This window comes from Priestia veravalensis, from assembly GCF_001457055.1.
In the GTDB taxonomy this organism is placed as follows: Bacteria; Bacillota; Bacilli; order Bacillales; family Bacillaceae_H; genus Priestia; species Priestia flexa.
On record NZ_KQ758642.1, the window covers coordinates 1 to 14,445 of the forward strand.

16 protein-coding genes and 4 pseudogenes are annotated in these 14,445 nt (G+C 38.0%); 8 read left to right on the top strand and 12 right to left on the bottom strand.

The window, feature by feature from the left end:
* A partial coding sequence (locus tag AS180_RS08685; RefSeq protein ID WP_139109177.1) for a DUF4372 domain-containing protein occupies positions 1-194 on the bottom strand: 194 nt, incomplete at its 3' end.
* A gap of 278 nt (positions 195-472) precedes the next feature.
* Here AS180_RS08685 and AS180_RS08690 point away from each other — a divergent pair.
* A complete protein-coding gene (locus tag AS180_RS08690; protein WP_309599126.1) occupies positions 473-1,024 on the top strand; it encodes an MFS transporter in 552 nt (183 codons plus the stop codon).
* 199 nt (positions 1,025-1,223) lie between these two features.
* On the opposite strand, the gene AS180_RS08695 is transcribed toward AS180_RS08690, so the two are convergent.
* The 4 genes and pseudogenes from AS180_RS08695 to AS180_RS08710 form a co-directional block, all read right to left on the bottom strand.
* Positions 1,224-1,718 (bottom strand): hypothetical protein, encoded by a 495-nt coding sequence (locus tag AS180_RS08695; protein WP_062686700.1) that lies wholly within the window; start codon positions 1,716-1,718, stop codon positions 1,224-1,226.
* Positions 1,719-1,843: 125 nt separating this feature from the next.
* Entirely contained in the window at positions 1,844-2,026 is a 183-nt protein-coding gene (locus AS180_RS08700) for a hypothetical protein (protein WP_139109178.1), read from the bottom strand.
* A 38-nt stretch (positions 2,027-2,064) separates the two neighbouring features.
* A pseudogene (locus AS180_RS08705) lies at positions 2,065-2,442 on the bottom strand (DUF523 domain-containing protein); the annotation flags it as partial.
* Positions 2,436-2,903: pseudogene (locus tag AS180_RS08710) on the bottom strand (threonine synthase); the annotation flags it as partial. The pseudogenes AS180_RS08710 and AS180_RS08705, both read right to left, overlap by 7 nt.
* 122 nt (positions 2,904-3,025) lie before the next feature.
* On the opposite strand from AS180_RS08710, the gene AS180_RS08715 reads away from it, so the two are divergent.
* The 4 genes and pseudogenes from AS180_RS08715 to AS180_RS08730 form a co-directional block, all read left to right on the top strand.
* Positions 3,026-5,140 carry a GDYXXLXY domain-containing protein gene (locus AS180_RS08715; protein WP_025911844.1) on the top strand — a complete coding sequence of 705 codons (2,115 nt, stop codon included), beginning with the start codon at positions 3,026-3,028 and terminating at the stop codon, positions 5,138-5,140.
* Positions 5,141-5,236: 96 nt separating this feature from the next.
* Positions 5,237-5,425 (top strand): hypothetical protein, encoded by a 189-nt coding sequence (locus AS180_RS23515; protein ID WP_035321404.1) that lies wholly within the window; start codon positions 5,237-5,239, stop codon positions 5,423-5,425.
* Positions 5,426-5,451: 26 nt separating this feature from the next.
* Entirely contained in the window at positions 5,452-5,667 is a 216-nt protein-coding gene (locus tag AS180_RS08725; RefSeq protein ID WP_025911843.1) for a DUF6366 family protein, read from the top strand.
* A 188-nt stretch (positions 5,668-5,855) separates the two neighbouring features.
* Positions 5,856-6,194, top strand: a pseudogene (locus tag AS180_RS08730) (SDR family NAD(P)-dependent oxidoreductase); the annotation flags it as partial.
* A gap of 166 nt (positions 6,195-6,360) precedes the next feature.
* On the opposite strand, the gene AS180_RS08735 reads toward AS180_RS08730, so the two are convergent.
* Positions 6,361-7,104: a GntR family transcriptional regulator gene (locus AS180_RS08735; RefSeq protein ID WP_062686704.1), complete on the bottom strand. Its 744-nt coding sequence runs from the start codon at positions 7,102-7,104 to the stop codon at positions 6,361-6,363.
* Between the two features lie 566 nt (positions 7,105-7,670).
* Between AS180_RS08735 and AS180_RS08740 the strand changes: the two genes are divergently transcribed.
* Positions 7,671-7,946, top strand: coding sequence for an AbrB/MazE/SpoVT family DNA-binding domain-containing protein (locus AS180_RS08740; RefSeq protein ID WP_061784940.1), 276 nt, complete (start codon positions 7,671-7,673; stop codon positions 7,944-7,946).
* Between the two features lie 142 nt (positions 7,947-8,088).
* Here the strand turns inward: AS180_RS08740 and AS180_RS08745 are convergent, their stop codons facing one another.
* The 3 genes from AS180_RS08745 to AS180_RS08755 form a co-directional block, all read right to left on the bottom strand.
* Positions 8,089-8,580: a hypothetical protein gene (locus AS180_RS08745; RefSeq protein WP_062686705.1), complete on the bottom strand. Its 492-nt coding sequence runs from the start codon at positions 8,578-8,580 to the stop codon at positions 8,089-8,091.
* Positions 8,577-8,990, bottom strand: a complete 414-nt coding sequence (locus AS180_RS08750) for a bleomycin resistance protein (RefSeq protein ID WP_061784938.1) — start codon at positions 8,988-8,990, stop codon at positions 8,577-8,579. The genes AS180_RS08745 and AS180_RS08750 overlap by 4 nt, the downstream gene beginning before the upstream one ends.
* Before the next feature lie 68 nt (positions 8,991-9,058).
* Positions 9,059-9,604: a hypothetical protein gene (locus tag AS180_RS08755; protein WP_062686706.1), complete on the bottom strand. Its 546-nt coding sequence runs from the start codon at positions 9,602-9,604 to the stop codon at positions 9,059-9,061.
* A gap of 139 nt (positions 9,605-9,743) precedes the next feature.
* On the opposite strand from AS180_RS08755, the gene AS180_RS08760 reads away from it, so the two are divergent.
* Positions 9,744-10,343, top strand: a complete 600-nt coding sequence (locus AS180_RS08760) for a DUF421 domain-containing protein (RefSeq protein ID WP_062686707.1) — start codon at positions 9,744-9,746, stop codon at positions 10,341-10,343.
* A 54-nt stretch (positions 10,344-10,397) separates the two neighbouring features.
* On the opposite strand, the gene AS180_RS08765 is transcribed toward AS180_RS08760, so the two are convergent.
* The gene (locus tag AS180_RS08765) at positions 10,398-11,828 is read right to left on the bottom strand and encodes an Ig-like domain-containing protein (RefSeq protein ID WP_139109180.1); all 1,431 of its coding nucleotides are present in this window, start codon (positions 11,826-11,828) and stop codon (positions 10,398-10,400) included.
* Positions 11,829-12,069: 241 nt separating this feature from the next.
* Here AS180_RS08765 and AS180_RS21620 point away from each other — a divergent pair.
* Positions 12,070-12,566, top strand: a pseudogene (locus AS180_RS21620) (3-oxoacyl-[acyl-carrier-protein] synthase III C-terminal domain-containing protein); the annotation flags it as partial.
* 53 nt (positions 12,567-12,619) lie between these two features.
* Here AS180_RS21620 and AS180_RS08770 read toward each other — a convergent pair.
* Both AS180_RS08770 and AS180_RS08775 read right to left on the bottom strand, forming a co-directional pair.
* Positions 12,620-13,564 carry a ring-cleaving dioxygenase gene (locus AS180_RS08770; RefSeq protein ID WP_062686708.1) on the bottom strand — a complete coding sequence of 315 codons (945 nt, stop codon included), beginning with the start codon at positions 13,562-13,564 and terminating at the stop codon, positions 12,620-12,622.
* A gap of 27 nt (positions 13,565-13,591) precedes the next feature.
* Positions 13,592-14,389, bottom strand: coding sequence for an HNH endonuclease signature motif containing protein (locus AS180_RS08775; protein ID WP_062686709.1), 798 nt, complete (start codon positions 14,387-14,389; stop codon positions 13,592-13,594).
* Between the last annotated feature and the right edge of the window lie 56 nt (positions 14,390-14,445).

Here is a 14,445-nt window from a genome sequence, read left to right on the forward strand (position 1 = left end):
AGGCTATCGCCCAATGCATGTAGACTTTCAATTTCTACTAGCTGTGCAAAAAGTAATAATTTAAGGAATGATTCTGTCGTTAATTTTTTCGTATAGTAATCTAATTTCAATGTTTTCACGTTATCTTCTAATAATTGAAGATTAATTGGTGAAAACCATTGTCCAAATGAAGTTTTTCGTGTAATCTTGTCCATAAGTTTGGTCCTTTATTAGTGGATTTGGACGGGTTACCACCATCTATTTCCATTATAAAGGACTTTTTGTTTGCCTAAAATAATAAAATTGAAGATTTTGAGTCTTTTTAATAGTTAATTTAAATTAATGCAACACTAGTGGCTTAGTTGCTACAATTATTTTTTGGCGCAGCCTACCTGCTTCAACAAATTTTGTACCGCGTAGCCTCAATGTCGTAAGTTTAGGAAAATCACTAGTTGATCACTTAAGAGATCCTGGCTTACTCTTTTTATTCTGTATTGGCTTTTTGCTATTAGGAAGCAACGTTGCTTTGTTTAATTACATCGGCTACGTGCTAACCGCTAAGCCTTACGGACTCAGCGAATCTGTTATCAGCTGGATTTTTATTATCATGATGATTGGAACATTCAGTTCAATTTGGAACGGAAAGCTCATTGATCACCACGGTAAACAGCCAATTCTGCTGATTAATCTACTCGTTGCGTTTGCAGGTGTCTGCCTTACTTTAGAGAGCCACTTACTATTAAAAATTATCGGTATCGGCCTCTTTACCTTCGGCTTTTTCGGCGCTCACTCCATCGCTAGCAGCTGGGTGGGACAGCGAGCCCTGCGCAACAAAGCACAAGCTTCGTCCTTATATTTATTTTTATACTATACGGGTTCAAGCGTCGGCGGGACTCTAGGCGGGATATTCTGGTCACACTACGGCTGGCACGGCGTTATTGGAATGATCGGTGGATTTCTACTGACTGCCGGAATATTAACCGCTTGCTTATCAAAAGTAAACGTCAAATCAACTGCGCTTGTAAAAGCAAAGGAAAGCTATTAAAGAAGGTGCTATAAACAGTAAAAAGCTCTGTGAGAATAATTCACAGAGCTTTGGGTTTGTTATCATTCACGAAAAATGGCTGAACTTTTTTAACAGGAAAAGAAACTGACATGACCTACTATTTAGATTATTTTCACTAACTTTTTTGTAAAAATACTATCTTTTTCACTTGGGCTCATACATCATCTTCTTCCCCTCTTTACTCAAACCACTTGTCACCGTCGGAAATCCACTTGTTTTGATGCAAGTCCAAGCAAAGGTCGTGGTCGTGGAAGCTAAAATAACTTGGAAGCTTGATGGAAGAGCCACCCGCTTCTAACCAACAGCTATAAAACCAGCTTGCAATGGCCTTATGTTCTGCTTCTTCAACCTCTTCGTTCTCCTCATAAAACTCCCAAAATGCGTCTTCTTCCTCTTCCGATAAATAATTGTAGTTTACTTCTTTACTAATCGTAAAGCTTCCAGCAAACTCATCGCTTCTGCACTCTTCTCCAAACACTTCATTTGCATCACGGTCCATCGAAAACATCGTAATGGACAAATCCAATACCTGTGGAAAAGCAGTAAAGTCAAGCAGGTCAATCTCTGAATGGAAGGTAAATTGAGTCACCTTTCTTAGCTCATCTACCACTGATTGTGAGTATTTTTCAAGCTCACGCTGGATTTGAGCAGCGTGCTGTTCGCTTGTATACATAGAAAAACACCTACTTTTTCATGATATTCAATATTCTACCATATATAAAAATAACATGTAATTCAGGAGTATCGTTATGCTAAAAATCCTAGTTCTATTTACTGGGATTTTTATTAATATATATTTTACTCCTGGCAATCTACGGACCAATTGAACGCCAAAAATGTTTTCTCAACTAGTGGTTCTTTATTGTGCTGAACACACGTATTTTTTGCATACGTAAACGAATGATAATTCAAAGCTACTGCTAGCATGGCAGAGCCGAAAAATATGGTAGCTACTATATAGACTTTTGTGCTTTTAGGCAAACCATGCTCCTCCCTGTTCATCTGATTTTTATACACGTTTAGCCTGGACTGGTTTCAAGCATTAGTTTGTACTCCTCTTCTGAAAACACCTTAATTGAATGTCTTCGTAAAAGAGCTGTTGTCACTCCCATTCCGGTAACTTGTTCCCCTTGAAACGTGCCGTTGTAGATCATCGAACTTCCGCATGAAGGACTGCTTTCTTTTAACACCACAACAGTTGCGTTTAGCTCTTGTGCTTTTTCAAGCGTTTGATAAGCTCCTTGTATGTACAAACTCGTCACGTCTCTACCTGATTTTTCAATCACGCTCGCCGTTCCGTCTAGCACATCTTCAGCGCTTCCTCCAACAATTTCTGCTGGCTCGCGCGGCGTGGTAAAACCACCTAAAAGCTCGGGGCAGACTGGAACGGCTTTTTTGGAGACGTACTACTTGAAAGAAAAATATCACAGGCAATGCCAGCTCTTTTGGCATAGGCTGCAATCGCTGTGCCAGCATTTCCGCTGCTATCCGCAATGACACTTTCTAGCTTTAACTCTTTTGCTTTTGCAATCAATACGGCTGCTCCGCGATCTTTAAAAGAGAGTGTAGGCATCATGTAATCAACTTTGACATACGTATTGGGGGCATTTGGTTCTAAGGAGATAAGCGGCGTGTTGCCTTCTCCCATTGTTACTCGCTTCCAGCTGTCTGCTTCTTTTGAAAAAGGCAGTGCATCAACATAGCGCCACATCGTTGGCAGGTGGTGATGAATGTTTTCACTTTGGAAAGCTACTTTTTCCTCTAACAAATCCAATACTCCTCCACATTTGCACTTCCACAGCATGTCTTTCACAGGGTACGTTTGATGACACTCGCTGCATATATATGCTTCATTCATGTAAACCTCTCCCTTTGTTTAACTACCTATATTATACAATAGTAGAAAAATTCTTCGTTTGTTGTAAAATTTTTCTTACCACGCTAGTATATAGTAGTATAGGCGAAAAAAGGAGAGATTTTATGAGACAAAACCTTGTAAAGCTTGGTTATTTACTGGGCATTTCGTTAGTGTTGGCAGGAATACTGTATTTCTTTGCATCAAACTGGCAAGGGTTTGACCGCTATACAAAAATCGCCTTAAGCATGGCAATGATGCTTTTATTTTACGGAAGTGGATTTGTTAGCAGAATGCTGTTACCTCACCAAGCATTTCTTAGTCACTGGCTGCTCGTTGCAAGCTCCATTTCATTTGGTTTAAGCACTGCGCTCGTCGGGCAAATCTATAACTCTCATGCAGACGGGTATTGGTTATTTTTCATTTGGCTCTTACCAGCCGTTTTATTTAGTGTATTTACAAAATATCAGCCGTTTTATGTTCTTTCGTTTATCTTACTTCAGCTCACCATGTACTTTTATATTTCACCAACTGCCGTTTTCCACCGAACAGAAAATGAAGAAATTTTTCTTTACCTTACAATGGCGTTTATCAACGCTCTTATCTTTCTATTCGTAAAAAAGCAATATGTAAAGTCGCCTATTGTAATGTATGGTGCTTTTATTGTCATTCACTTCATCTTTTTAAGCATTTCACAACCAAATTATACTGTGCTAAGCGTAAGCGTTTTGATTGCTTATATCGCTCTATCAATTGTTTCACTGTTTTATTTTTCAAAAGTACAATCACACAAAGGATTGTTAGGAATTTCAATCGTTGCCGCTGCGCTGCTCGTTGTCCAGCAAGTTTTGTGGTATCTGTTCGATAACTACAGTGAGCTCACTTTATTTTTGGTACTTGGATTTGTTTTTTTATTTGTTGCAGCAAGCGTTTGGTTTATCAACTGGTTATCTCTTCACACTGATGCTCAACAAAAATCGCTGCGTGTCATCAAACAAATTATTATCATAGGAATTACGGCAATCGCTTCTATTTTAGGTAGCATATCTATCGGTGGACTTGTAACGCTCTTTACTGGCGAGTATTCACAAAACTTCATGATGCTGATTGGAACAGCCATTATGCTTTCGTTTTTCTTTATTAAAGCAGCTATTCCAACCGTTAAGTATACCCTTTTTATGACAGGTTTTTTAATCAGCGGAGTGTCCGCATTCTTTGTATACGATGTGTTGTTTTTTATCTATCTAGCACTCTTTGTTTCACTTCTATGGTTTGCTAAACAAAAATCCTTGCGCGTAGCCATCTACACGCTTGCTCAGCTGTTGATACTTATTAAGCTACCAACAACTTATTATGAGGCTATTCAACTTGATTACGTTTTAATTGCGCTCATTCTTTTAAATGTCATTGTGTGTTGTTTGACAGCTTGCCTACCTTTTAAAAGAAGCTCACTTTTGCTTACGTTTATCTTTTCACTTTCCCTTATTGGAAGCGTGAATTCACCTACTCTAAACATAACCTACAGCATCTTGTTCTTTGCTTTTTCTACGGCGTTTCTCTTTAAAAGCGTGCGGAAAGATAAGAAATTTGAGTTTACAGCTTCGATTATTTTTTGGTTTATCTTTTTAGGAACGCAATATTATGACTACCTTTGGGATCTTCTCGATAAATCGTTCGCACTTTTGCTATTAGGTGCTTTATTTACCGCATGTAGCTATAAGTTTGATCTTGTTGAAAAACAACACCCTTCCTTTATCGAGCAACATAAAAAAAGAATAGTATTCATCATTGCTCTACAGCTTATGATTCTTGGCGGATTGTTTATGAAAAATGAAATACTTCTCCAAAGTGGAAAAGAAGTGAAGCTCGAGCTAGCTCCGTTAGATCCACGCTCTCTTTTACAAGGAGACTATGTGGAGCTACATTATGAAATTTCTGATATTGAATTAGAAAAGGTTAAAGATGGTCAACGTGTTCAACTGCTGCTTCGCAAAAATAAACAAGGTGTTTTCGAATACGCAAAGCAGTATAAAATTCATGATAAGTGGAATTCTCCTTATCAAGCAAAGAAAGGTGATGTTCTCATAACAGGTACGTACTACAGCTGGGGAATTCAATACGGCATTGAGCATTACTTTATTCCAGAAGGAACCGGTTTACAAATCGAGCAAGAAGCAAAGCATGCCAAAGTCAAGGTTGGAAAAAATGGAGATGCAATTTTAGTAGAGGTAACACCATAACAAAGAGAACTATTCCTTGCATTTTTTGTCCAGGGAATAGTTTTTACTATTTTTACCTATTATGTTAAAATAATCTTGTAGAAAGGTGTGAATAAAATGAGTATTAATACGTATTTAATAAGGCTTTCCTTCATGATTATGTTGATATTTGGCGGTATATTTATTTTTCGCTATGTCAAAGCGAACGAATTACTGCTGGATTCGCTGCTCCCTTTTGCAGTAGCCTTTCTTTTACTACTTAGTTCCGTTATTTGGCGCAAAAAAATGAGAAAAGAGCTTAGCTAAAAATGAGACAAAGTGGAGATGTGTATATGAAAACTCATAATAGAACACCTGAAAATGAGCGAGAACAGCTGCGCCAAAAGGAATTAGAAAGTAATCATGCCGGAAACTTACGAGATGCTATAGACCGTGCGCAAATTGGCACTTCTCCTAATGGAGCTGGAGGCTCGGGCTGGAAAAGTACTGGAATTCCACTTATTGTTTTAATAACTGGATTCTTTGTAGTAGCCATCTTTCTTACCTAATGAGCGTGGAATTGTAGCAGATACGTATACTAAAAAACGTGTAGAAATGTCTCTACACGTTTTGCTTTGCTAGCATCTTTTTATAGGTTGATATCTTATGAGTTAACATCTCTTCTGTAATGATTAAGGTTTGAAGCTGCTCTTGGATAGCAAGGTGATGATTCTCTAAAAGTTCAAGGCGAGCTTGAGCTGTCTTATCCCCTTCTTCAAAGTTCTACGTCAGTGTATTTACAGAAGGCCTTGGCCAAGAACTTCAAGCAAAAGGTGCAAAAATGAAGGCAAAAGGTGCAAAAATGAAGGCAAAAGTGCTGGCACCAGCCGCTACTGAAACCGAGTTTGCTAATCGTGCTCGTGGAACAGCAGGATTTGACTATAAAGGTAATGTACCAAAATATCATACAGCAAAAGAGATGGCAGGCTTCTTATTAGATTTATATGACGGAGATAAAACTGTCGGTATTGTAGACGGGCACACGTATGAATTTGAGCTTCGTGATCCTATCTTTAACTATGCGGGAAATCGATAAGCAAACAAGCAGCTGAATGATTCAGCTGCTTTTATGTTAATAACTCACCGGATTCACCTACTAAACGTTTAATCATTCTTCTTCGTCATGAATAAGCGCTGCGTCGATATCACATAAAGGTGTTCCTAACATAAGACCAACAACATACACACCAATCTCTATTTCTTTACATCACCTGATTAGTACGAAGCTCTCCAATTTGAGACGATATCTTGAATCTTTCGCCTGCATATACTGAAATGACATATTCAAAAGGCTTATTGTTTGTAAGGTATGTCACCGTTTTAATTAACAGTAAAGGTGCATTCATTTCTAAATTTAAATAGTTTGCTTCTTGCTCATTTGCAAGCGTAGCTTCAACCGTTTGTTTCGCGTCACCGATTTTTACATTAAAATTCTTTTCAATAAAGCCATGTAGAGAATGCGTAATATTGTTGTCTAGCACGTAATCCCTATATTCTAGGGGCAAAAAAACCGTCTCTAGTGCTACTGGCACGTCATCTCCGTATCGTATCCTCTTTATGGATAACACTTTTGAATCATCCTTCAGCGCTAGGTTATGTTTGACAGATCTTGAAGCGGTAATTTCATCAATGGATAAAATAGTGCTGGTAGGAACCTTCCCCTTCTGATGCATTAATGAGGTAAAGCTCGTTGCTGCTACTAATTTTTGTTCAATCTTATTCTCAAGTACAAACGTTCCTACTCCTCTTTTCCTTGTCAAATAGCCTTCATCAACTAATTCTTGAATTCCTTGTCTCACAGTTAGTCGACTGACAGACAATAGCTTAGAAAGCGTGTTCTCGGATGGAATCGCACTTCCCGCTTGCCATTCTGTTGACATAATTTTTTCTTTTATCATTTCTTTAATTTGATAATAAAGAGGTGTAGAAGAGCTTTTATCAATCATAAAAACTCTCCTTTCACTCTGCCATAAGCTAATAAATAAGCATTATTCTCCACCGTCATTGTTGTATCAGTCCTTATTCTTTATACGACTGATTATACGATAAGAAGTGAGAAAGAAAAACCCTGTGGCTACTTATGGAATTAAAATGTAGCTTCTCCCTCCTAAACCACCCATAATATTAAACAAGTAAACTATCCTAATATATTTTTCCAACCACAAGAATCTAATCCAATCGACAAATTCAAACAAAATACTTACCATTTTTTAATACAAACAATGAGAGGGATTCTTCTTCATAAAGTTTAGTTATCACGGTTATTACATTAACTGATGATAACAAACAGATATTTCAAGAAAGAAACGCTCCATTTGTAAAATAATTTTATTTTATTAACCTTGATATTTATGTACATTCAGAATATTTATAGACATTATTTTACAAATAAAAATATTTACAAATTACTATTCAAATTAAAAAAAGTAAACATGTATTGCTGTCGTTTCACATATTTTAGTTAAAGGATTAAAACAATCCTGTTCATTTGAAGGGTCGTGAGGAGGAACTTATGAAAAGTCTAGGAATCGTACGAAAAGTAGATGAGTTAGGGCGCGTTGTCATTCCAGTTGAGATGAGAAGAGTGTTGGGAATTAACATAAAAGATCCTTTAGAAATCTTCGCAAAAGACGGCGAGCTTATGTTAAGGAAATTTGAGCTAGAAAATAAATGCCTTATAACAGGAGAAGTAACGCCAGAAAATAAGCAGTACGCAGAAGGTCTTATTTTAAGCCCATCTGGTGCCAGACTTTTATTCGATCAACTAAAAGAAGGTTGGGACATTTAACTTTAAAAAACTGCAAAATAGTAAACAAAAGCAAATCCCCCCTACTGTAAACACATTCGAATAGAGTGTGATTTTTTACAATAAAATATACATATTAAATACATCTTATCAATAAAAAACCTTTGTTAATTCCACAAATGTGCTAGTCTATTCCATCCAGTTCTTTCACTGACTTTATCAACTTTTCAGCTCTCCTCAAAATCTCCTCTTTCAACATAGTTTCTGTCAACTTTAAGTAGTTATCACCGTATAGAAAGTCATCAATTAAATCACTAATTTCTACAAATGATGCCAGTTGTTTTGGAGAATCTAACTCATATATGATGAGGGTAGACAAGTCGTATACCTTGTTGAAAAGATCATCTGGCTGATTCATTAGTTCTTCAAGCCTTTTGTATACGACATATGTAGTGCATTCTTGTTCAGTTGGTACTTTTAGTTCAAGCTCTTCCACAGCTCTTCGAAAATAGTGTTCCGCTTCAAAAATATTATAAGGTTTTTGAAGAGCCGCCAGAATATATAAAGATGTAGATTCATAGTCACTCTCTATCATCGAAAAAGCCCATGGCAAGTAATGTTCAGCAACTTTTACATTGTCTTGATAAATATGATAGTGCAACTCTAGCGTGTTCATACTGCTTTCTTTCCTATATCTTCAGCCAGCCGTAATAAATAACCGTCTGGATCCATAACCAAGAACTCTTGTTGTCCATAAAGTTTATCATCAACGCGATACCAGCTTTCTGTAAGTTTATACTTAATTGGATAATCATACTTTTTTAATCGACTGTAAATAAACTCAGCGTCGTCTACCATAATCTGAAAATTAATACCTCGCCCAAATGGATAAGCTAGCTCACCTGTATTCCAATATCCGTTTACCTGTTCAATCATGATTTCACACCCACCCAAGGTCAGCATGGCAAACTTGTCCTCTTTTCGTTCGTATTTTACCTTGAATGTTAACAAGTTGATGTAAAAGTTCAAGCTCTTCTCTATATTTGAAACTGATAGCTCAGGTGTTAGTTTAGAGCCTGTAAGCATATAAAGGCCTCCTTCCATTCAATGCTTTTTACTTGTATCGAAGCGTTCTGTTTTTTAATTACAGATTTTCATTTCCATACTTTAAGGTACTTCTTTTGATACTTCGCGTCTGTTTCTATCTCTACTAGCTTTAGTGCCTGCTGCTTTAATTTTTCATCATTTGTTTCATCGTATAGATTTCGTAAGCCTTGAATGATATCAAAGCGAATAAGAGTGGCATTTTTTTCGCCTTCACATGTATGAAAGCGATCAACTAAGTGCTTGAGAACTAACTCTTTTTGTCCGTCTCCTGCTAAGCCCACTTTCCAGATTGCCTGTAGGGCGTGACGAGCCGTAACAAATTTTTCGTCTTTGGTTACTTTCCACAAGGAACCAAAATCAGTTAGTATTCGTTTTTCCTGATCACTTTTCGCAAGACCTGCAAGAATTTGAGCTCCTCTTGCTCTTTTACGGTTATCAGCATCTCCTAACCACCTCATTAACTCCTCCCACACTTCATAAGCCCAATCTACCGGTTCAGAAGTTGCGTTTAGAATTTCTTGAAAAGCTTCATACTGAAGGGCTTTATCAGCTGCTTCTAAGTTTTTAAAATGGCTGCTCATAGACTCGTTCATACTTTCCTCCATTGATACTATTTAAATTTATATGATTCATATATTTTACCATATGAAATCTCTCACCTCCTATCTATACATAAAAAAACTCCTTTTTAACCAACCTAAAATTCAGGAATAAATAGGAAAGGGTGAAAGAATGAATTTCATATGGCAATCGCTTATTTTAATCTTAACAGGTATATTTTTACTTAGGATAGCTGGACGTAAATCCATTGCTCAAATGACATTAGCTCAAACCGTTGTAATGATTTCATTAGGGACAATTATCGTTCAGCCTATTGTCGAAAAAAGCATGTTTAAAGCAATTGTAGGAGCTGGTGTTTTTGTACTAGCTATTTTAGTTTTAGAATACGTACAGGTGAAATCCAATGCATTAGAAAAGTTCATTACAGGCAAATCAAAAGTTGTAATTGAAAACGGGCAGCTTGATATTAAACAGTTAAAAAAACTACGTTTAACCGTTGATCAATTAGAGATGCGACTTCGTAATCAAGGCGTGGCAAAGCTAGAACACGTAAAATCTGCCACGATTGAACCCAATGGACAACTTGGCTATGAGCTAAAAGAATCGGAAAAGCCATTAACAATCGGAGAATTTAAAAACTTAATGAATCTTTATTTTCCTCATTTAGCTCAGCAGTTAGAGAACACGCCACCTAGTGACACAGGAACTCAACAGGATCTTTTTCAGGAGATTAACCACCCAAAAGCCGATATCCCTCGTTATTTACAATGAACTCTCATAGAAAATGCACCTCAGCTAAAATTCTGAAGTGCATTTTTATGGTTATTAACGCTTTACAACCGTTACGTATGAAAGTTTACTCACATTTCCAGCTGCATCTTTTGCCGTTACGTTTAAAAGAGTCCCTTTTTTCTGTGCAGCAATTTTCACGGAATACACGCCTTTAGAGTTAGCTTTCGCATAACCCAATCTGTTTTTACCGGCATTCACCGTTACCGTTGAGTTTGCTTCCGCTTTACCCGTTACTACTTTATCAGTTTCTTTTACTTTATTAACCGTTGGCTTTGCAGGTGGCGTCACATCAGCTTTTACAACTTTGACATAGGATAAGCTGCTGACATTTCCAGCTGCGTCTTTTGCCGTTACGTTTAGCGTCGTTCCTGCTTTTTGAATAGGAATACTAACAGAAAATGATCCGTTTGAGCTTGCTTTTACATAGCCAATTCGATTTTTACCAACGTTCACCGTTACCATTGAATTCGCTTCTGCTTTTCCTGTAATGACTTTATCATTATCATCAACTTGATTAACAATTGGCTTCGCAGGTGGCGTCACGTCAACGCTTGTCACTTTGACATAGGTCAAGCTGCTGACGTTTCCAGCTGCATCTTTTGCCGTTACGTTTAGCGTTGTTCCTACTTTTTGAGCTGGAATACTAACAGCGAACGATCCGCTCGCATTTGCTTTCGCATAGCCGATTCGATTTTTACCAACATTCACTGTTACCGTTGAGTTCGCCTCCGCTTTTCCAGTGATTACTTTATCATTGTTAGTAACTTGATTCACTACTGGCTTTGCTGGCGCAACGTTATCAACAAACGCCGCTGACAAAATATAAATATCTTCTTCCGAATTATCATCAAGGTCATCGATATTATCAAAGTCAATAACTGGAACATAATAAGTACCAGCTTTGTTTACTTGATACACTTGCGTTTCAATCTCTTCGTCAAACTCGCTGCCTAAGTAGCTGACATTATTATTATCTTTATAATCTTTTTCGGTAACCGTAAAGCCTAAATCGATTGCAGGTGAAGAGGCACCTCCTGCTATAATGAATGCGCCGGCTGTAGGAACATTCACTTTATACATGTCCAAATCGTAAAGTGGTAAAAGCTGACCAATGACTGTGTTACCGTAAGACATTATATTTGCTGTATGAAAATCATCATTGGGCTCTGATTCAAAAACAATTTCTTCATTATCAAAGCTTACGCTTGATCGCTGAAGACTTTTTGCTGCTTTATTTGAAAATGGTGCTGGCATATTTAACGACTTCAAAACATCTGACTTTACCTCGTTTATTATTTCTGGCTTCACAATGTTTTTTTCTAGCTTTTTGCTAACCTCTACCTGCTCTTCAATTGTTTTTTTTGATACATCATAATTATTCTCTTCTGCGTAACCTGTCCCCATCGATAACGAAGAAACCAATAAACCTGCAGTTAATGCTGTAACAACCTTCTTCTTACTCATCAAAAAATCCCCCTAAGTCCCATTCGGTTACTTTTTACTCACGACTATAATACTACTATTTTTCTAATAAAACTATTAATTTCTACATCTATTTTTCGACAAAATCTACTTTGGTTTGAATAAGGTCCGTTTAATTATAAGTATATTTAAATATATAATTATTTACATTTTTGTTATATAGAACTAATATTTAATGATATAACCTAGTCATAAAGAAAGGTGTTTTAATAGTGCAGGAACATTTGATTTTAACGCAACGTGCGCTGGCTTTACTTACAGATTACATATTGCCGATAGCTTTATTACGTCTGGATTACACCAAAAAGTCTTAGTTGTTACAGCAGAGACACTATCAAAAGTAACGGATTATGAAGACCGCTCTACCTGCATCCTATTTGGCAACGGGGCAGCAGCGGTAAGCACGTGTATCGAACGAACTTATCCACAACGATGAACGGAGAGCAGCTTCAAACACCTGGTAAAATGGTTCAAAATGGACGCGAAGTGTACAAATGGGCTACCAGAACCGTTCCAGCAGGTATTGATTCGCTGTTACAGCAAACCAATCTTCAAAAAGAAAACATTGACTGGTTCGTCCCGCACAGTGCCAACTTGCGAATGATTGAGTCCATTTGTGAAAAAGCTGAGTTTCCGCGCGAAAAAATGCTAACGAGCGTCGAGTATTACGGCAACACATCAGCTGTTTCCATTCCACTCGCTTTGCAGCTCGCCTTAAAAAACACGCAACGAAAAACAACAGAAAAGCACAGCTATAAAAACAGCTGTGCTTTCTATATATCCAACGGACGTAAATTCGCTTCAATTTCTGCTCGACGCGGTTCTAAAAATGGCGGTAGAGCGAGCTTCTCTCCCATCGTTTCTTTGGGCTCGTCGGTCGCAAAGCCAGGCGTATCGGTTGAAAGTTCAAATAAGATACCGTTTGGCTCTCTAAAATAAATTGCTTTAAAATAGTAGCGTTCGACTTCGCCGGAGTGAGGAATACGAGCTTGCTTTAAGCGTTCAAGCCAGTAGCGGTATTCTTGCTCATTTGGGACACGAAACGCAACGTGATGAACGCCACCTCTTCCAAGCCTTGCTTTTGGCACCCCGGGTTCTTCTACAATATGTACTTCAGCTCCGCTTCCCCCTTCTCCTGTTGCATAAACTTTCATTGAATTATAAGATTTCACATGACGAAATCCCATAACGTTTGTTAGGATATCCGCTGTTAGCTTCGCTTCTGCAACTGTTAACGTAACCGGACCTAAGCCAATAATTGCATGCTTTTCTTCAATATCTTCTCGCTTCCATGGAACACCGGCACGTACACCTTTTTCTCCGTTATCTGCAACAAGCATCAGTCGTGTACCTTCGTAATCACGAAACGCAAGCGCGTTGCGACCTGCTTGGTTTGTCATCTCATCGTGATCGATTCCTAGCTCTTCAAAGCGTTGCTTCCAATAGTGAAGGGATTCCGTCGTCGGCACACGCAAGGATACGGTTGAAATATCCGTTGTTCCCGGGTAGGTTCTACCAAGGCCAGGAATATCAAAATAAGTGACTTCCGTTCCAGGTGTTCCTTCTGCATCTGCGTAAAACAGATGATATGACTGCGGGTTATCTTGATTAACCGTCTTTTTTACAAGACGCATTCCCAGTACGTTTGTAAAGAAGTCATAATTTTTTTCAGCTTTTCCCGTTAAAATTGAAACGTGATGTAGACCTAATAGTTCCATTACTTTCACGCCTTTCTATTCGTTCAGTTATTGAACAGCTTCTAGTTCTTTTTCTTTAATTAGTCTCCCCAACCTTGCATTGTAATTTCCGCCACCCTGTCCATGGTGAATATGACTATGACAAATTGGACAAAGGGCCGCAACTTGGTCCACTCTATTTAACCCGCTGTCGGTTAAGTGGTTGATGTGGTGAAGCTCTAGATATGGCATTCCTTTTTTATCTTTAAACGATGCTGGTGCACCGCATGATTCACACTTTCCGTTCGCTCGCGCTTTTATATAACGATGAAGGAAAGCTACCTTTTTCGTTAAGTTCTTTTCCTCATAGAATTTTTCTAACAGCTCTTCTTGTACCGTTGAGTTAATGCTAATTGCGTTCGCTTTCTCTTCTAATACATGGTTGGGTTTTAGTTCAAACATAATGGCTTCCCGAAAGCTTCCGTCTGCATCCCACATCAACTCAAGCTGATGGTTTACATACGTCATCTCATCTAAAAACTCAACAATTCCAGACTCTACGTACTGAAATAAATAGATGGTTTCACCGTTTGCTGCGTGTTCCATCACCGCTTTATTTCCTTTGATTAGCTGCATCGTACCACGCTGTCCTTCTCCAGTATAAAAGAAGGTTGTTTGATCGTCGTTCCATCCATGAGAAGTACCGTATTCTTCACCGCTCATCTTTGTAAAAATAAAGATGTATGGGTATTCCTTTGGCGTTGAAATTTCACTTTGCTCCTGCCCTTTATAAAGGTCATGAATTTGCTTGCGGCGATATCGCTTTCCTCGTACAAAAGCCTCACCAAACTGTAAATCTGTAATCACAATTGTGCCCCCTGATGTAGATCTCTTTTCTTAGTTTTAGTGTACCATAAAAAAGC